This window comes from Bacillus sp. TL12 (assembly GCF_022625245.1).
Classification (GTDB): Bacteria; Bacillota; Bacilli; order Bacillales; family Bacillaceae_G; genus Bacillus_A.
The window spans coordinates 1-17,541 of sequence record NZ_JAJJBY010000049.1; the positions used below are offsets into that span (position 1 = coordinate 1).

At 37.9% G+C, this 17,541-nt stretch carries 16 protein-coding genes, 2 pseudogenes and 1 riboswitch; of the genes and pseudogenes, 5 read left to right on the forward strand and 13 right to left on the reverse strand.

Annotated features, from left to right (window positions below):
* Positions 1-116: 116 nt before the first annotated feature.
* The 9 genes and pseudogenes from chbG to LOK41_RS25155 form a co-directional block, all read right to left on the reverse strand.
* Positions 117-821: a chitin disaccharide deacetylase gene (gene chbG / locus LOK41_RS25115; protein WP_241818771.1), complete on the reverse strand. Its 705-nt coding sequence runs from the start codon at positions 819-821 to the stop codon at positions 117-119.
* A gap of 248 nt (positions 822-1,069) precedes the next feature.
* A complete protein-coding gene (celF, locus tag LOK41_RS25120) occupies positions 1,070-2,395 on the reverse strand; it encodes a 6-phospho-beta-glucosidase (protein WP_241818772.1) in 1,326 nt (441 codons plus the stop codon).
* A 3-nt stretch (positions 2,396-2,398) separates the two neighbouring features.
* Positions 2,399-2,722, reverse strand: coding sequence for a PTS lactose/cellobiose transporter subunit IIA (locus LOK41_RS25125; protein WP_241818773.1), 324 nt, complete (start codon positions 2,720-2,722; stop codon positions 2,399-2,401).
* Between the two features lie 183 nt (positions 2,723-2,905).
* Positions 2,906-4,213: a PTS cellobiose transporter subunit IIC gene (celB, locus tag LOK41_RS25130; RefSeq protein ID WP_241818774.1), complete on the reverse strand. Its 1,308-nt coding sequence runs from the start codon at positions 4,211-4,213 to the stop codon at positions 2,906-2,908.
* A 17-nt stretch (positions 4,214-4,230) separates the two neighbouring features.
* Positions 4,231-4,533, reverse strand: coding sequence for a PTS sugar transporter subunit IIB (locus LOK41_RS25135; protein ID WP_002174230.1), 303 nt, complete (start codon positions 4,531-4,533; stop codon positions 4,231-4,233).
* Between the two features lie 508 nt (positions 4,534-5,041).
* Positions 5,042-5,455: a DUF3021 domain-containing protein gene (locus LOK41_RS25140; protein ID WP_241818775.1), complete on the reverse strand. Its 414-nt coding sequence runs from the start codon at positions 5,453-5,455 to the stop codon at positions 5,042-5,044.
* A 4-nt stretch (positions 5,456-5,459) separates the two neighbouring features.
* Positions 5,460-5,909, reverse strand: a complete 450-nt coding sequence (locus tag LOK41_RS25145; RefSeq protein WP_241818776.1) for a LytTR family DNA-binding domain-containing protein — start codon at positions 5,907-5,909, stop codon at positions 5,460-5,462.
* Between the two features lie 133 nt (positions 5,910-6,042).
* Positions 6,043-6,360: a PTS lactose/cellobiose transporter subunit IIA gene (locus LOK41_RS25150; protein ID WP_241818777.1), complete on the reverse strand. Its 318-nt coding sequence runs from the start codon at positions 6,358-6,360 to the stop codon at positions 6,043-6,045.
* A 256-nt stretch (positions 6,361-6,616) separates the two neighbouring features.
* Positions 6,617-7,293: pseudogene (locus LOK41_RS25155) on the reverse strand (PTS transporter subunit EIIC); the annotation flags it as partial.
* Between the two features lie 213 nt (positions 7,294-7,506).
* Here LOK41_RS25155 and LOK41_RS25160 point away from each other — a divergent pair.
* The 3 genes and pseudogenes from LOK41_RS25160 (at position 7,507) to LOK41_RS25165 (ending at position 10,128) form a co-directional block, all read left to right on the forward strand.
* Positions 7,507-8,724, forward strand: coding sequence for a dicarboxylate/amino acid:cation symporter (locus tag LOK41_RS25160; RefSeq protein WP_241818778.1), 1,218 nt, complete (start codon positions 7,507-7,509; stop codon positions 8,722-8,724).
* Between the two features lie 335 nt (positions 8,725-9,059).
* Positions 9,060-9,122: pseudogene (locus LOK41_RS29175) on the forward strand (hypothetical protein); the annotation flags it as partial.
* 103 nt (positions 9,123-9,225) lie between these two features.
* Complete coding sequence (locus LOK41_RS25165; protein WP_347269366.1) at positions 9,226-10,128, forward strand: acyltransferase family protein; 903 nt, start codon at positions 9,226-9,228, stop codon at positions 10,126-10,128.
* A gap of 17 nt (positions 10,129-10,145) precedes the next feature.
* Here LOK41_RS25165 and LOK41_RS25170 read toward each other — a convergent pair whose 3' ends face one another.
* The 3 genes from LOK41_RS25170 to LOK41_RS25180 all read right to left on the reverse strand — a co-directional run bounded on the left by LOK41_RS25170 (position 10,146) and on the right by LOK41_RS25180 (position 12,539).
* A complete protein-coding gene (locus LOK41_RS25170) occupies positions 10,146-10,970 on the reverse strand; it encodes a class C sortase (RefSeq protein ID WP_241818779.1) in 825 nt (274 codons plus the stop codon).
* 234 nt (positions 10,971-11,204) lie between these two features.
* On the reverse strand, positions 11,205-12,287 hold the full coding sequence (locus LOK41_RS25175) for a transcriptional regulator (RefSeq protein WP_241818780.1): 1,083 nt from the start codon (positions 12,285-12,287) through the stop codon (positions 11,205-11,207).
* A 108-nt stretch (positions 12,288-12,395) separates the two neighbouring features.
* Complete coding sequence (locus tag LOK41_RS25180) at positions 12,396-12,539, reverse strand: hypothetical protein (protein WP_174100388.1); 144 nt, start codon at positions 12,537-12,539, stop codon at positions 12,396-12,398.
* A gap of 272 nt (positions 12,540-12,811) precedes the next feature.
* Between LOK41_RS25180 and LOK41_RS25185 the strand changes: the two genes are divergently transcribed.
* Positions 12,812-14,167, forward strand: coding sequence for a cytochrome ubiquinol oxidase subunit I (locus tag LOK41_RS25185; RefSeq protein WP_241818781.1), 1,356 nt, complete (start codon positions 12,812-12,814; stop codon positions 14,165-14,167).
* Positions 14,160-15,185: a cytochrome d ubiquinol oxidase subunit II gene (locus LOK41_RS25190; protein ID WP_241818782.1), complete on the forward strand. Its 1,026-nt coding sequence runs from the start codon at positions 14,160-14,162 to the stop codon at positions 15,183-15,185. Before LOK41_RS25185 ends, LOK41_RS25190 begins: the two co-directional genes overlap by 8 nt.
* 182 nt (positions 15,186-15,367) lie before the next feature.
* On the opposite strand, the gene thiC is transcribed toward LOK41_RS25190, so the two are convergent.
* A complete protein-coding gene (thiC, locus tag LOK41_RS25195) occupies positions 15,368-17,128 on the reverse strand; it encodes a phosphomethylpyrimidine synthase ThiC (RefSeq protein ID WP_241818783.1) in 1,761 nt (586 codons plus the stop codon).
* Positions 17,129-17,307: 179 nt separating this feature from the next.
* A riboswitch (TPP riboswitch) is annotated at positions 17,308-17,422 on the reverse strand.
* Between the last annotated feature and the right edge of the window lie 119 nt (positions 17,423-17,541).

Here is a 17,541-nt window from a genome sequence, read left to right on the forward strand (position 1 = left end):
CTCACTTGCTCCCTCTGTTTTAACTTGGCATGGGGCCAAAAAGGGCACTGACCGCTTCTACACATGGGCAGATCCTCTCTTCCTCCCCCAAAAGAAAGGTTTTAGGTTTTCCTATATCAAAACTTCATAAGCTCTATCCCTTCTGGTAAAACACTTTCCGTTAAAATCTGTAGTTCCTTCACACGATCCATTACATAGGAAGAACGCTTCACAAGCTCTGGATCAATGTAAGCAGGGTGCGCCATTACCTCTACTATTTTTCCGTCCTGCACACGCTCTTTTAATGTAACAAAGTAATCTTCCTGTACACCATTACTATAGAAATCACTATAAAACACATCAGAAAATGGACGCACTGCTCTCTCTTCAGCGCAGCGGCGGATTGGTACATTATATTTTTCTGCCAATCGCTCCAAAACATCATGCAAAATCGGTAATCCATGTACATGATGATGACTATCCAAATGCGTTGGTGTTAATCCATAAGATAAAAACTTCTCAATTTGGGCAGTCCACTCTCTTTCAACCTCTTCAGGATTTATATTTCCTTCTCTTACAACACCTTGCTTATGAAACAATCCATCTTTACTTACAAGAGACGGAATATTTGCAAGAAGAGGTTTTCCTGCAGTTAGAACGAGATGCACCCCTACTCCTAATGTCTTATATTCTTTCGCTAAGCGTACTGCATGCTCCGTCCCTGGCATGTTCATCATCATCGTCGTAGAATTCACAATTCCGTTTACATGTCCTTCAATAATGCCGTAATTTGTACCTTCTGTAAGACCAAAATCATCTGCATTTACAATTAATCGAATCATAGATTTTCCCTCCTACTATACGTATCCATCTTGATTTACTAACATATAATCCGCTGCTATGAAGAATAAAAAGTGACCTACACTCATTTTCTCTTTTTGTTTTAACTTAGCATAGGGCTAAAAAGGCTCTGACCGCTTCTATGCATGATCGGATCCCCTCTCCCCACCTAAAAAGAGAGATTTTATGTTCGTTTTTCAATTTATATTTATATAAATTGAAAAAAAGCGGGCTGAGTCAGCACCGCTTTTTATTTCTCCACTTTTTTGAAGAACTGCGGAAGATATTCTTTATGTGCTTCCAACATTTCATCTAAAATTTGTTTTGCTACTTTATCTGATGGTACAAGTGGATTAATTGTCATAGCAAGCAGCGCTTTATGATAATCACCTGTAACAGCAGCTTCAATTGACGTACGCTCAAATGATTTAATTTGCTGAACTAAACCGCGAACAGGAACCGGTAAATCACCTACCGCAATCGGCTTTGGACCATCCTTCGTAATGATACAGTTTACTTCAACAGCAGAATCGTGTGGCAAGCTTGCAATGGTACCGTTGTTTCTTGTATTAACAGGTTGAATATCACCTTTATTATTATAAATAGATGTAATTAAACTACATGCTGCATCACTGTAGTACGCTCCTCCGCGTTTTTCTAATTGCGGTGGCTTAATATCTAAATTCGGATCTTTATATAATTCAAATAAGTCATCTTCTAATTGTTTCACCACTTCTGCACGTGTGCCTTTTTCAATAGAAGCTTGTTTTTCTTCTTCCAGCATTTCACGTGTTTTATAGTAGTAGCGATGGTATGGACATGGAATTGCACGAAGTCCGCGAATGAAATCTGGCTCCCAATCAAGCGCAGCGATGTTTTCCATCGTAATTTGCTTTTCTGGATCTGTTACAAGTTCTAATACACGGTCCATCACACTTACTCCATCTAAATATACATTTAATCCGTAGACCATGTGATTTAAGCCAGCAAAGTCAACATGTACACGGCTTGCATCTACTTCAAGCAGCTTTGCAAGTCCCATACGAATACCAATTGGAACGTTACATAATCCCACTACTTTTTTGATACTTGTATAACGAAGTACAGCCTCTGTTACCATACCAGCTGGATTTGCAAAGTTAATCAGCCAAGCGTTCGGACAAAGCTCCTCCATGTCTTTACAAATATCCAAAATAACAGGAATCGTTCTCAATGCTTTGAATAAACCACCAGGACCATTCGTTTCCTGACCGATTACATCATATTTTAATGGAATTGCTTCATCTTTCGCACGTGCCTCTAATAAACCAACGCGAAGCTGTGTTGTTACAAAGTCAGCATCCTTAAGTGCAACGCGACGATCAAGCGTTAAATGAATATCAATTGGTAAACCAGCTTTTTTCACCATACGTTTCGCCAAGTTACCAACAATTTCTAACTTTTCTTTTCCCGCTTCAATATCTACTAACCAAATTTCACGAACTGGTAGTTCATCATAGCGCTTAATAAATCCTTCAATTAACTCTGGTGTATAACTAGATCCACCGCCGATTGTAGCAATTTTAATTCCGCTCATACCTTATTCCCCTTTCGCATCAAGCTTTTTATAAAGATCGATAAATTCCGCTGCTAATTCTTTCACAGTCATTGAATTCATTAAATGGTCTTGTGCATGAATTAAAAGAACACTAATTTCTGTTTTTTCGCCTCTTGCTTCTGATTGTATGAGCTCTGTTTGGAAATGATGTGCTTCATTAATCGCTTCTTTCGCTTTTGTCATCGCTTCATCTGCTTCTTCTAATTTCCCCTGTTTTGCATATTGCAGTGCCTCCATCGCATAACTTCTTGCGTTACCACTGTGTAAAATTAATTGAAATGGAATTTGTTCTGCTGTAGTCATCATAAATACCGCCCTCTCTATTAAGTTCAACCGACTTGAAATACCCCTTCAGTTTGAACGTGTCTATTAAAATATTATTTTCTTAATTTTATTTTGGTGTTCTTCTAGATGTGTGCCATCTTTCTGAACAAGATATAAAATTGATTGTTCTCACAGGCTCATTTCACCTGTGAGAACAATCATATATTACATAGGTACGGATTGATTATTTCCTTGTGCTGCTGCTTTTTCAGTTTTAACGATAGAACGGTCACATAACACAACGAATGGATAGTAAATTACCATTGCAATTACAAAGTTTAATAACTGTAGAATTGCACCAGAAATGTGTCCGCCCGTTACAAGGTAACCACTAATGATCGGTGGTGTTGCCCATGGAATCATCGCAACTGTTTTTGGCACAAATCCAAGAGATATAGCTGTATAAGAAGTAATTACTAGTACAACTGGTACCACAATAAACGGAACGAATAAAATTGGGTTTAAAATAATCGGTGTACCAAAGATTACTGGTTCGTTAATGTTAAATGCACCAGGTCCAATTGATAATCGGGATACCCCGCGCAATTGAGCACTTCTTGCTACAATTAATACAACGACTAAGAATGCTAATGTTGCACCAGAACCACCAAGATATACGAAAGTATCAAAGAATGGTTTTGTAATAATGTTTGGCACATCAAATGAAGACACACCATCTTGGAACATCTTGATATTTTTTTCTAATGCTGGTAAATATAATGGTTCAATAATCCCACCAACAATGTTTGGACCATGTAAACCAAAGAACCAAAGGACGTGAACAAGAATCACAATTACAATCGCACTTGGCAATGTACCTGCTAAACCTTGTAATGGTAATTGAATTGTATTAAAGATAAATTCATGAACGCTTGTACCTGCTAATTTCACTGCTAATTGAATACCTGCAACTACTGTTAAAATAACAAATGCTGGAACTAATGCCGCAAATGATCTTAAAACTGCTGGTGGTACTCCGTCTGGCATTTTGAAAGTAATTTCTCTTTGTACAAAGAAACGGAATGCTTCAGTAACAAGAAGTGCCACAATGATTGCTACGAATAAGCCTTGTGCTCCTGTCCAAGCTAAGTTTAATCCGCCCTCTTTTGGTGTTGTTGGTGTAAAAATAATTAACGTACCAAATGAAATAATACCCGCTGACAATCCATCAACACCGTAAGATTTTGCTAAGTTATAACTTGTTGTAAATGCGATGATTAATGCTAAAATTGCGAAAGAACCTGTCCACATCCCACCGCCGACGTCTTTCCAAACTTCTCCGAATGTACCTTTCATGAAGTTTTGGAAAGCTTCAGATGGAAAACCATTAATCAGTGATGCAAAGGCACCAACTAAAATAAGCGGCATAACTGCAATAAAGCCATCACGGATCGCAGCTAAATGACGTTGTGACCCGATTTTACCAGCGACTGGAACAATATATCTTTCCATAAATGCAATAAACTTTTGCATTGTTTCTTCCCCCCTAATTATTTTTTAAGTGTTAATGCGTGATCTAAAACTGCCTCTCCATTCATCATGCCGTAGTGCATTGGATTAATAACATCAATCCCAACGTTCTTCTCGTCAGCAAGCGTTTTCATAGAAGAAAGCATATAACGAACTTGTGGTCCTAGTAATAACACGTCTGCTTCATCAATGTTGTTTTTCACTGCATCCCCAGATACAGCCCAAATCTTTCCTTCTAATCCGCGAGCTTTTGCAGCTGCTTCCATTTTTGTAACTAATAAGCTTGTAGACATTCCTGCTGAACAACAAAGTAAAATATTCATTAATAAGTCCCCCTATGCATGTAAACTATTTTTGTTATTTATTTTTCTTTACGCCTTTTATTAATGCAATTGCCGTGCCAACTTTTTAAACCGCCTAAAATTAACGTTTTTTCCTGTGTTTTCATTGTGTGTTACCGCTTTCAAAAAGTGTGTTATCCAAAATATTGATAGTGTGTTATAAAACAACACGCTTGTAACACATATCTGTATGAAAATAGATTAGTGTTTAGTTGTCTAGTTCTGTGTAGAAACAAAAAATAAAATATTTTTATAAATAAATTTTATTTTTTATCGAAAAATAGAAAAAAACATTCATTTTTTCTACGTAAGAAACCATTTGTAAAAAAGAGATTACTAATAAAGCAATATTTTAAGGTATGTGGCAGACGAAAAATAGTCATTCACATACCTTAAAATATATCTCTATATAGTGAAGCTTCAGTCACCTGGGTCCTTACTGCCCGTTAATGCGGGATAAATGTTTTTTCTGTCCTTCATTTTTATCCCTCTATTTCAACTGCTTATTCAATCCCTCAATTTTTTTCTTCCAATATATTGTCATCGCAAACCATATAATGAAGTAAATAACGATAAAGCTACCTGTGCAAATGAGAATCGGAATGAGATGATTTGGAACCCACCCAATCCAAATTGCAATCGGCAAGAATGTTCCTAGTAAAATGATAAAGTGAATGATTGTTTGCTTTAAAATGCCCCATTCTTCTCTCTCAAATACAAAAGAAGCAAACGAGAAGATTAACCCTACAATATTTGCTATTGCAAGGTGGGTAAGCAATGTCTTTGTCTGTAATACATCCATTCCATTTGCATAACCAATTCCTAAAAACAATAAACTATACATCATCGCCATCGCCATTCCTGCAATCACTTTGGCGCCTATTCTATCAAACAATGTAACCATGTCCCTAACCTCCTCCTATATTTAAAGCTTCTTTAATAAGCGGTACATATTTTCTTGAAACGTATTCTTTCATTCCATTTGAAAAGTGTGCACACATACTACCGCTAAAAGACATTTCAAAGCTTGTTACATGCTGCAAATTAGCAAGTGTCGACTTTGAAAATCGTACAAAGCGATCACCCTGTAATTTTGTTTCTAGCTCATACAAACGTGATTTCACCTCAAGACTTCCTTTCATCGTTTGCGCCATTACCTTTCGATCCTCTGCATAAAACCAATAAATATCTTTTAGTTCTAACAAATAATATTGCTGCTTCGACATCCCAACAATCTGCTTCACATTCCTCCCTTCTATTCTTTTTAAAAGGTGCTGAACTTCATCTGTCACTTCTTTTGCTTTGACAATAATCTCTATTTCATCTTGTGATGGATTTAATTCAAAGTGAATTTTCACCGCCTCCCACCTCCCTTACACCTTTATTTTTACATATATTTCAAAAAAATAAATAGTTTGGTACATAAGTGGTATTGTTTTTGTCATAACGGACTCTTTTTCAACCATAAAAAAACCTTGCATACGCAAGGTCTCATTCTTTCGTTGACATTTTTTTATATAACGCTACAAATTCACTCGCCAATTCCTTCACCGTGATCGCATTCATTAAATGATCTTGTGCATGAACCATGAGCAGTGTAATCTCTGTTTTGTCCCCGCCAGCTTCTTTTTGTATCAACTCTGTTTGCAAGCGATGTGCTTCTTGCAGTTCTTGTAAGGCCTCTTGTAATTTTGCCTCCGCTTCTTGAAACTCTCCGCGCTTTGCATAATCAATGGCCTCCATCGCACAACTTCTTGCATTTCCCCCGTGTAAAATTAAATGAAAAGCTTGCTTCTCTAATGTATCCATCTTACTTCCCTACTCCCCCTTTTTCTTCGGCTACTTTTTGTTTATCCCACATTTTCAAGAACGGTAAATAAAGTGAAACTTTAATCAGTGGGGGTTTTCTTCATCCCCCACTGATTATTAGTTGAACCAATCGGGCTTTTACGGGCAGTTGATCCCCCACCTACCTTCCTCGTTTCTCTCTGAATCTTGAGGTGGGGGTCTTACTGCCCGTTAATGCGGGATAAATCAAGAATGCGAGTATAAAGTTAACAATTTATAAGACAACACCTGGAATTTTCCCACCTGATCCTAAATATCCACTAAAAAGAATTGGCGTTGTCCACGGTACTGCCGCACCACTTGGCCGAGCAACAAGCCCCCATTCCATTGCGAAATAAGAAACAAATGTCATAACGACTGGAACAAGTATAAATGGAATGAGCAAAAGTGGATTCAGTACAATCGGCATTCCAAACGTGACCATTTCATTAATATTAAAAATACCTGGCGCAATTGATAACCGGCTTAAACTTTTTAATTGCTGACTTCTTGCGAATAATAACATTGCTACAACAAGTGCAAGCGTAGCGCCGGAGCCACCTGTATAGATCCATAAATCAAAGAATTGTGCTGTTATCGTATTCGGTATATCTTTTCCCGCCTGAAAAGCAATGCGGTTTTGATCCATAAGTGATAACCAAACCGGGCTCATAATCTGTAAGCGATTCCAAAAGTAGCTATTAAAGACATTATATTAAATGTTGCACTAACTGGATACCCTAACGCCTTCTGCCAATTCCCACCAAATAAACTTTCCATAAACTCATTGTATCCGGGTATTGGTAAAGCACTAATAATAAGAAAAAAAGAACCAATAATTAAAAATGGCATCGTTAAAATAATTCCATCACGAATCGCTTGTAAATACCTCTGCCACGCAGCAAAGCAAAATATTCATTTTACTTCCCTCCCTTATTGAATGAACCTAGGTAGCTACTAGATTACAAATACGTATGTCTAGATTTCATACCGTATACCACGCATAAAAACAAAAATCCCTCCGTTTTCGCGCTATTCCATCTATCCGTATTTTCCTAGTAAACTGCCTCACAAATCGCTATAATAATTCAGTATGATTTTTTTACATTAGATAGGAGGAGATATATGATGAAGGCTTATCGTTTTCCAATTATTTTATTATCTTCCATCCTGATTGGTGGTTTCATTGGTTATTTCATGGGTACCGATGCAGTTGCTTTAAAGCCGCTTGGTGACATTTTCTTAAACTTAATGTTTACGATTGTTGTACCTCTTGTGTTCTTTAGCATTGCTTCCTCTATTGCCAATATGGATGGATTAAAACGTTTCGGAAAAATTATGTCTAGTATGGCAGGAACTTTCTTATTTACAAGTATTATCGCTGCAATTTTTATGATTATTGTTGTAAAAGTATTCCCGCCCGCACAAGGTGTTGTATTAGAATTAACACAACCTGATACAGCGGAAAAAAGCATTAGCGTTGCTGATCAAATTGTTGGCATCCTTACAGTATCAGATTTCTCGAAGTTACTATCTCGTGAAAATATGCTAGCTCTTATTTTCTTCTCTATTTTAATGGGGGTAGCAACTTCAGCAGTTGGAGAAAAAGGACAACCATTCGCTGCATTTTTACAAGCTGGTGCAGAAATTTCAATGAAAGTTGTCTCTTTCATTATGTACTATGCTCCAATTGGACTCGCTGCTTATTTCGCAGCTTTAGTAGGAGAATTTGGACCACAGCTTCTTGGAACATATTTCCGAGCAGCAATGGTATACTATCCTGCTTCTATCATATACTTCTTTGTCTTTTTCACATTTTACGCTTACCTTGCAGGACGCAAGCAAGGTGTACAAATCTTTTGGAAAAACATGGTTTCTCCTACAGTTACATCCCTTGCGACTTGTAGTAGTGCCGCGAGTATTCCAGCAAACTTAGAAGCAACGAAAAAAATGGGTATCTCTTCTGACGTTCGTGAAACAGTTGTCCTTCTTGGTTCTACACTTCATAAAGATGGATCTGTTTTAGGTGGCGTTTTAAAAATTGCTTTCTTATTTGGGATTTTCAATATGGATTTCTCCGGTCCAAAAACATTAGCAATCGCTCTTGTTGTTTCTCTATTAGTTGGAACGGTGATGGGCGCAATTCCTGGCGGCGGTATGATTGGTGAAATGTTAATCGTTTCTCTATATGGCTTCCCACCAGAAGCATTGCCAATTATCGCAGCTATTAGTACAATCATTGACCCACCAGCAACGATGTTAAACGTAACAGCAGATAACGCTTGTGCCGTAATGACAGCGCGCCTTGTTGAAGGTAAGAACTGGGTTAAAAGTAAATTTGTATAATATAAAGTAAGAAAAAACAGGGGCAGTTTTCAGGCAGGCCCCTGTTTTTTGTCATTGTTTGTTAGAATGTCGATATCCTTTGTCGAAACGCCGATATAATTTCATTTACTATTTTCTCATCAACCAACTCTTTCACGAATCAGTCTCCTTCAACATCCTTCGCCACAAATTTGTTATAATTTTCACAAAGTTTCCACAATCCTTCCCCCTCCTTCGTACTATAATCATGTATGGAAAAGGAGATGGAGATCATGACACAAAATGCCCCAGAATTTAAAATTTTGCAAAGCATCGCGTTTCTTGCTGTTGTTTTACAAAGTTCTTTACTATATACAATGAACCAAGGAAATATTCTACTAGAACAATCTCTCATTATTGGAATGCTATTCAACCTCGCAAAATTTTCAGCACCAGCATTCATCTTTATTGTTGGATTTCACTTAATTCGTCAGTATACAAAACAACTGGTATATAAAGAATACATATACGAAAAAACGGCACATCTACTTACACCTTACTTATTCTGGTCTATCATTTATTTATTTATTTACAACAACGGAGTCCGTTACCATGCAAAGCGGAATAAAAAGCCTATTTCTTGGAACAGCTGCACCTCACCTTTGGTATGTCATCATGATGTTTCAAATTCACTTGCTGTTCCCCTTGTTATGTACTTTATTTTATTGGTTTCAAAAACGAACACATAATCAGCATGACATTTACAAATATATGACTGCTTTTTCCATCATATATTTTCTGTTAATGTGGTATTCTTCTCACTATATTTTTAATGGAGAAAAACTAACAAGCTCAGCAATCTTACAATATACGGATCGATCCTTTTTCTTCTATTCATTCTACTTTGTCATGGGAGGAATTGCAGCGGTAGCACTGCCGGCTTGGCGTTTATTTGTCATGAAGCATATGCCACTAATAACAACCTTATTTTTTATTCTCTTCCTATTCATCAACTATGAACTATTTAGCTTTTATGGTGTAGATTCTATTCACCTTACTGTATCTACCTATTTAAAGCCATCTATGTTTTTGTACATTGTATGTGAAATTTTAATACTATACGCACTATCAATCATGATTGTTCAGCGACGAGGAGCGTTATATAAAACATTACGTTTTATCGGAAGCTATACGTACGGAGCCTATTTAGCACATTTTTTCTTTTTACAATTCATTACGAAATTATTATCTCTATTTACAGTACAAGCTAATACAATTCAATATAGTCTATTGCTATTTCTTCTAACGGCAATATTCTCTATCATCATAATGGTTATATGCAGCACGATTCCATTCCACACATGGATTACAGGCCCTTCTCCTACACCTGCCTTAAAATGGCCAACGCTTATCCCCTTGTTACCATTATTAAGAAGTAAAAAATAAAAGAAGCAAGCTTCTCTCTATTCAGAAGCTTGCTTCTTTTTCTTTCTTCTCTTATAAATAGCAAATAAAACCCCACTTGCAATCGCTGCAGAAGCTGCTGCCACCCGTTTATCTATCATAAACGGCTTAGTGCTCTCTTCTTTTTTCTTTTCTTTTTCATCATAAGGAACGCGGTGCCCTCTAATTAATAGTCTATGTGTATTCACACCATATGGCGTGCATGTAATTAATGTGGCATAATCTTGATCCTTCACAACTGCTAAGTCATCGATTTCAGTTGGTAGCACAACTTTAATTTGATCGACCTTGTACGCGAGAACTTTATCTAGTGAATGAATATAAAAAATATCAGATTCTACTAATTTATCTAAATCAGTAAATAATACTGCAGAAGGTAACCCGCGATGACCAGTCAAAATGGTATGGGTACTTTCTCCTCCCACTGGTAAGGATGACTTTTCTATATGACCTACCCCGCGGCTTAAAACCGCTTCAGAGGTGCCATGATAAATCGGAAGCTTCACATCAATTTTAGGTATCTCAATATACCCCATTACTTCTCCTAAATTTAACACATCTACATATGACCTCGAATTATCATCTTTCTTTTCACTAAATGGATCTGTAAAAGATTGAGTTTCCTTTTGAATCTTTTCATTATATTCCTTCGCTTCTCTTTCTCGGCGTTCGATCTCTTCCTTCTTCAGCGCCAATACTTTTTTATCATACGTACTAACTTGAGAATAATGCGCTCTTGTCGCGAGCCAATTACTTACAGTCGGGTATAAAAAAATACTAAGGCCTACTAAAAAAACACATCCAAAAATGATATTACGCTTCATAATATGCCCCTTTAAGTATGCTAAAATGTCGAAAAGAGGAAGCCGTTTGCTCTTCCTCTTTTCACATTATATCACTATATTTCTCTATAACCTTAGTTTTTTACTGGTTTCTTTCTGAAAAGCACAAATGCTGCTCCACCCATTACCAAAAATCCTACTACATTGAACTACCCCCACCTATCTTCCTCGTTTCTCTCCGAATCTTGAGATGGGGGTCTTCCCGCTACATTTTGATCAATTATCCATTTTCAATTTCGTCTCAGCTAAAAGCGGCAATACATTATCAAAAATATGCGTGTCTTTCTCTTTCCCAGCTACATATCCCCCATAAAACCTGCTAAATACATTGTCATTCCGAAATTCACTCATACGTTCATACAATGCTTGAGCAAACTTCACATCTCCTGCTTGTAATACATATAGAATCGTTATCCCATAGGCTGACGGTGATTCAAAATCTACTACTGGTTTCCCTGTTTCTAAATTATAGCGGCCATATAGCTTTCCATCTTTTCGGAATGACTTTTTAATAAAATCTAAATATGCTTCTGAAGAAATTCCGCCTAAACTACGATGATACGCAACATACGATTGATCAATCATATTCACCTGTTTTTCATATGTGAATGTGCCATCTTCTCTATATTCTTTCGGAAATGCCCAGCCCTTTCTTGGATAATCCGCTAAAAATTGAATCACTTCTTGATACTGCGTTTCTAAAATTTTTCCGTACTTTTTCATATAAGAGAATGCATTTGGATTTATGTAAGATGTCGTTAATATTTTATTCTTTATCCCCGTATCTGCGTCATAATAATCAACATAGTTTTTCCCTTTTTTATTATAACGAAGTACAGCATCACTCAATTGATCGGCAAGATATTTATACCGTTCTTCTTTATACATATCATAGGCACGATAAAGCTGTTCGATAATACGAAGATCATCAACAAGGGCATTCGTTCCGCTCTGCCTATCTCCTGTCTCAGAAACCTTCCATAACACAATATGAGTTGGGTGGATAAAATAATTTTGGATAACCTTTACTTGTTCATCAAACAATGCTTGATCTTCCATATCCAGCGTATATTGTAACCACAAACCTGCTGATTCTGACAATGCTTCGCGGCCGGTTGCCTCATTCGTTCCTACCTTTGAATCAGCTATTCGATATGTTGCAAGCGTCTCATTCTCATTCATCATATGTCTCATAATAAAATATTCTGTCCGATTTCCTTGTAGTGCAGTCCAAAAAACAATTCCACCTAAAACGATAAATAAAGTACATGCAATCCCTATATACAAACGTTTCCGCACATTTTCTCACCTCTATAATAAGACTAACCGTAATCTAGATAGAACATACAAAAACATTAAAAAAGACAATCCTTTAGATTGTCCCTCATTTTCTATCCTTTGCACACGTTAATTATCCTCTTTTGTGGGGCGGTACAGTGATTGCACAAGATGATCATATTCACGCCGTGTAATCTCTTTATTGTATAACTTTAATAACAAATCTTTATGCTCTTTCGAAAACGCCATTTTTCTAATGACTTCAGGATACATACAAACATCCTCTCCGTTTCACGTGGACTTCCAGCTTGTCCCTCTACAAATGAAATCCCCTTGATAGAACTAACGTTCGTATAAGCATTATAAAAGATTTTGTTCTAAAACACAAATGAAATATTTCCACCTTTTTTTGTGTTTTTTCTGAAGATTTCAAAATCATAATATCATATTAAGTTTTTAAAATACACATATATATTTGGCATTTTTTTGAATAATTTTTCCAGTCCAATCAGAAAATAATGGCAAAAATGAAGAGGAGTAGAGTTATGGATACTGTTACATTGTCACGGGCTTTCTTTGGGTCATCACTAGCATTCCACATCATTTTTGCAACCCTTGGAATCGGACTATCTTTGATGATTTTTATAAGCGAAGTATTATATCACTGGAAGAAGGATTCAGATTACGCTGTTATGGCAAAAAGGTGGACAAAGGCTTTTGCCATCCTTCTTGGCGTGGCAATTCCTACTGGAACAATCGTCGGTGTACAAATTTCACTTCTTTGGCCTGGATTCGCCAAAATTGTCGGACAAGTGATTTCTGTTCCGTTTCAGATTGAGATTTTCGCATTCTTCTTAGAAGCTTTGTTTATGTCTATTTACGTATACGCAGCAGATAAATTGCCACCATTTATGAGATTAATCTCACTTTTTTTTGTCATGCTTGGTGCGACTGCATCCGCCGTGTTAATTACTTCAGCAAATACATGGATGAATACACCAGCAGGCTTTTCTATGAATCCTGATGGCTCTGTTTTTAACGTTGACCCATGGAAAGCATTCTTTAATCCAAGCTTTTTCACAAGCTCTTTTCACGTTGTCATTACAGCTTATGCAACAGGAGCAGCCGTCATTGCTTCTATCGCTGGATTTAAATTATTAACACGAAATGTGAGCGCACGGGAGATTACTTATCATAAAAAAGGACTATTTTTAGGTCTTGTTGTTACTTTTATTACAGGCGCAACTATGTGGCTATCTGGACATGAATCAGCTATTGCCTTGCACGAACATTCTCCAGAAAAATTAGCATCAGCAGAAGCATTATTCGATACGACATCACATGCTCCCTTATCCATTGGCGGAGTCGTTGACCCTGCAACGCTTGAATTAAACTATGCACTTGAAATTCCAAACATGCTTAGCTTACTCGTTGGTTTAGATCCTAATACCGTTGTAAAAGGACTCAATGAATTCCCCAGGGAAACGTGGCCACCATTTTATACACATACATTGTTTAACTTAATGGTAGGTACGGCTGCATTCACATTCGCTGTCGCAACAATCGCTCTTTTATATTGGTACTTTATTTATCGAAAAAAAGGGGAAGAATTACCAAAATGGCTTCTATGGGCCACAGCTGCATGCGGACCGATTATGATGCTTGGTATTGAATTTGGATGGATTTTCAGTTGTAGTGGTCGTCAGCCGTGGACGATTTATGGAATGCAGCGCACAATGGATGCTGCTACGCGTGCTGATTTCGTCGGACCTTTATTTATTTTATTCATCATTTTATATATCGGTCTTGGTGTTTTAACAATTTTCGTACTACGGACGTTCTTTAGAAGACATCCATTGAAAAATGATCTAGGGCCACAAGGAGGAGATTCTCGTGCATGAGGCAAGTATTGCGATTATCATTTTATGGGCTCTTATTTTCGTATATAGCATTTTAGGGTCTATTGATTTCGGAGCCGGCTTTTGGGGCATGGTGTATGCGAAACATCCAACACTTGCTGCTAAGCTTGCCAATCGGTACTTATCGCCAACTTGGGAAGTAACAAATACATTTCTTGTCTTTGTTGTTGTCGCTTTTCTCGGTTTTTTTCCAAAAGCGGCCTTCACCCTTGCAACAGTTATGTTCGTACCAGTTATGTTAATTTTAGTACTCGTTGCCATTCGTAGTACATTTATGGTATTCGCCTATTCTGTCCCGAAATATGAACATCTGCTTCGTCTTATTTCAGGTATTACCGGACTCTTAATTCCAGCTTTATTAATCACCGTTTTACCTGTAACAGAAGGTGCTTATATTTCAACTACTGGTGGAAAAGAAGTTCTCCTATACGGAAAGCTTTTGTCCAGTCCTGTTATATACTGTTATATGCTATTCGGATTAACTTCTGAATTGTTTTTATCTTCTCTATTTCTAGCTGACTTTGCGAGAGAACAAGGATCAGAGGATTCGTATCGGCTTTACAGACGCAACGCCATCATACTTGGCCCCACAACGCTCGTTACAGCCATCATCGCTCTTGTTGTGATGGATCCAGAAACACATTGGCTCATGCAAGGATTAATTAAACAGTTTCCTTGGTTCACAGTCTCCATTATTTTATTTGTAATCGGGTATTCTTCTCTTTGGTGGACAAATAAAAAATACGATTCACTCGGTTGGCCACGCATCGCTGTTTTAGCAGTGGTTGCACAATATGCATTTGCAAGCTACGCTTATGGCGTCGCGCATTTACCATATATCATTTACCCGGACGTCACTGTATTTACAAGCTTTACGACGAAAGAAACATTCTATGCGTTGCTCATCCTCTATGCAATCGGCATCGCCATCTTACTTCCAGGCTTTATCTTCTTCTGGAATTTATTCTTAAAGGATCGAACATTCCTAAAGGAAAAATAATAATAGCCCCCTCTGCTACCGTCTTAGCAAAGGGGGCTTCTTCTATATTTAAGTTAGGTACACGTGGTCAATCAAGTAAAGAGGTGTTCGAAAGCAGTACATATCTCCCGCTATTTGCAGGCATTTGCACTCCCCCCTTAATTGAACGAAGGGGCAAACACCCTGAAAAATCTTACATTGAATTACTGATATAAATGACTACCAGTTTCTTTAAATTCTTCTGCTTTCTCTTTCATACCTTTTTCAATTGCTTCTGTTGTTTCTAAATCATTTTCTTTTGCATATTCACGAATGTCATGTGAAATTCTCATACTACAGAACTTCGGACCACACATGGAACAGAAATGAGCTGTTTTTGCTCCTTCTGCCGGTAATGTTTCATCGTGGAAATCCATTGCGCGTTCAGGATCTAAAGATAAGTTAAATTGATCGCGCCAGCGGAATTCAAAACGAGCTTTTGAAAGTGCATCATCACGCTGCTGCGCTGTTTTATGTCCTTTCGCAAGATCGGCCGCATGCGCCGCAATTTTATACGTAATAACCCCTTCACGAACGTCATCTTTGTTTGGCAGGCCTAAATGCTCTTTCGGTGTTACATAGCAAAGCATTGCGGTACCAAACCAGCCAATCATCGCCGCACCAATTGCCGATGTAATATGGTCATAACCTGGCGCAATATCGGTTGTTAAAGGTCCGAGCGTATAGAACGGTGCACCTTGGCAAATTTCAAGCTCTTTATCCATATTTTCTTTAATTAAATGCATTGGTACATGTCCTGGCCCTTCAATCATTACTTGAACATCATGCTTCCAAGCAATCTTCGTTAATTCACCAAGCGTTTCAAGCTCAGAGAATTGCGCTTCATCGTTCGCATCCGCAATCGAACCTGGACGTAATCCATCTCCTAAAGAGAAGGAAACATCGTATTGTTTCATAATTTCACAAATCTCTTCAAAGTGAGTATATAGGAAGTTTTCTTTATGATGGAATAAACACCACTGCGCCATAATCGAACCACCGCGTGAAACAATACCTGTTGTACGTTTTGCCGTAATTGGAATGTAACGAAGTAGTACACCCGCATGAATTGTAAAGTAGTCAACGCCTTGCTCTGCTTGTTCAATTAACGTATCACGATATACTTCCCACGTTAAATCTTCAGCAATGCCATTTACTTTTTCTAACGCTTGATAAATCGGCACTGTTCCAACTGGTACAGGCGCATTACGAATAATCCACTCACGAGTTGTATGAATATTTTTTCCTGTTGATAGATCCATAATTGTATCTGCACCCCAGCGCGTTGCCCATGTCATCTTCTCAACTTCTTCCGCGATAGAAGAAGAAACTGCGGAGTTCCCAATATTCGCATTTACTTTCACATGGAAGTTGCGGCCGATAATCATCGGTTCTGCTTCCGGGTGGTTAATGTTTGCTGGCAGGATTGCGCGTCCTTCAGCAATCTCTTTACGAACAAATTCTGGCTCTACCCCTTCACGAATCGCAACATATTCCATTTCAGATGTAATGATGCCTTGGCGCGCATAATGCATTTGCGTTACATTCGCACCTTTTTTTGCACGAAGCGGCTTACGTTCCATTTGCGGAAATACAGGTGTATGATTGGATGCAGCTTTCACACCATCATCTTCCGGTTTCATTTCGCGCCCTTCATACTCTTCTACATCTCCGCGCTCAACAATCCAACTACGGCGTGGCGTCGGAATCCCTTTTTCCAGCTCTACTTTGTACTCAGGGTCTGTGTATGGACCACTTGTATCATAGACACGAATTGGTGGATTTGGCACACCGTTTGTATCACTTTGCTCAATCTCACGCATCGGTACTTTCATACCTTCACATGGACCATCAACATAGACTTTCTTACTCCCTGGTAAACTCGACTTCAATTCAATTTGCTCAGCTGAAACAGATTGCTTCATAATTTGTGTTTCCTCCCCTTTATCATTTCAGGTGAATCTACCTCGTTTAGAACCTCCAACCAAATTCCAAACAATTCGATTCTAGCGTGATAAGGACAAAAGCTAGTGGCCAGCGCATGCCAAAATAAAAAGAGCCAGGTCCATAGTAAAACAAGGACCTGGCTCATAAAGACATCGTTATGTAAAGCCGTTAACTTCCCTACGCTGGTACGAGCCAGATCAGGTCCAAAGGGTTAAGAAGTTATCGCGCTTCTCTCTCAGCCCACGCTTTGCCGGGCACCCCTAGTTTATCACTGATTTAATTTTCAATACTTTCTTATCATACACGATAATCAGAAAAATGCAAAGAACCAAATTTTAATTTTCATTTGGCAAATTGCTGATATATACCAAAAAAAGATACCCCAGCTGAT

Bases quoted from the DNA above. Each gene is read 5' to 3' on its own strand.
- LOK41_RS25125 (WP_241818773.1), bottom strand. From the start codon at position 2,722: ATGATGACTACAGCAGAACAAATTCCATTTCAATTAATTTTACACAGT.
- LOK41_RS25135 (WP_002174230.1), bottom strand. From the start codon at position 4,533: ATGAATATTTTACTTTGTTGTTCAGCAGGAATGTCTACAAGCTTATTA.
- LOK41_RS25160 (WP_241818778.1), top strand. From the start codon at position 7,507: ATGAAGGCTTATCGTTTTCCAATTATTTTATTATCTTCCATCCTGATT.
- celB (WP_241818774.1), bottom strand. From the start codon at position 4,213: ATGCAAAAGTTTATTGCATTTATGGAAAGATATATTGTTCCAGTCGCT.
- celF (WP_241818772.1), bottom strand. From the start codon at position 2,395: ATGAGCGGAATTAAAATTGCTACAATCGGCGGTGGATCTAGTTATACA.
- thiC (WP_241818783.1), bottom strand. From the start codon at position 17,128: ATGAAGCAATCTGTTTCAGCTGAGCAAATTGAATTGAAGTCGAGTTTA.
- chbG (WP_241818771.1), bottom strand. From the start codon at position 821: ATGATTCGATTAATTGTAAATGCAGATGATTTTGGTCTTACAGAAGGT.
- LOK41_RS25170 (WP_241818779.1), bottom strand. From the start codon at position 10,970: ATGAAGCGTAATATCATTTTTGGATGTGTTTTTTTAGTAGGCCTTAGT.
- LOK41_RS25150 (WP_241818777.1), bottom strand. From the start codon at position 6,360: ATGGATACATTAGAGAAGCAAGCTTTTCATTTAATTTTACACGGGGGA.
- LOK41_RS25140 (WP_241818775.1), bottom strand. From the start codon at position 5,455: ATGGTTACATTGTTTGATAGAATAGGCGCCAAAGTGATTGCAGGAATG.
- LOK41_RS25185 (WP_241818781.1), top strand. From the start codon at position 12,812: ATGGATACTGTTACATTGTCACGGGCTTTCTTTGGGTCATCACTAGCA.
- LOK41_RS25180 (WP_174100388.1), bottom strand. From the start codon at position 12,539: ATGTATCCTGAAGTCATTAGAAAAATGGCGTTTTCGAAAGAGCATAAA.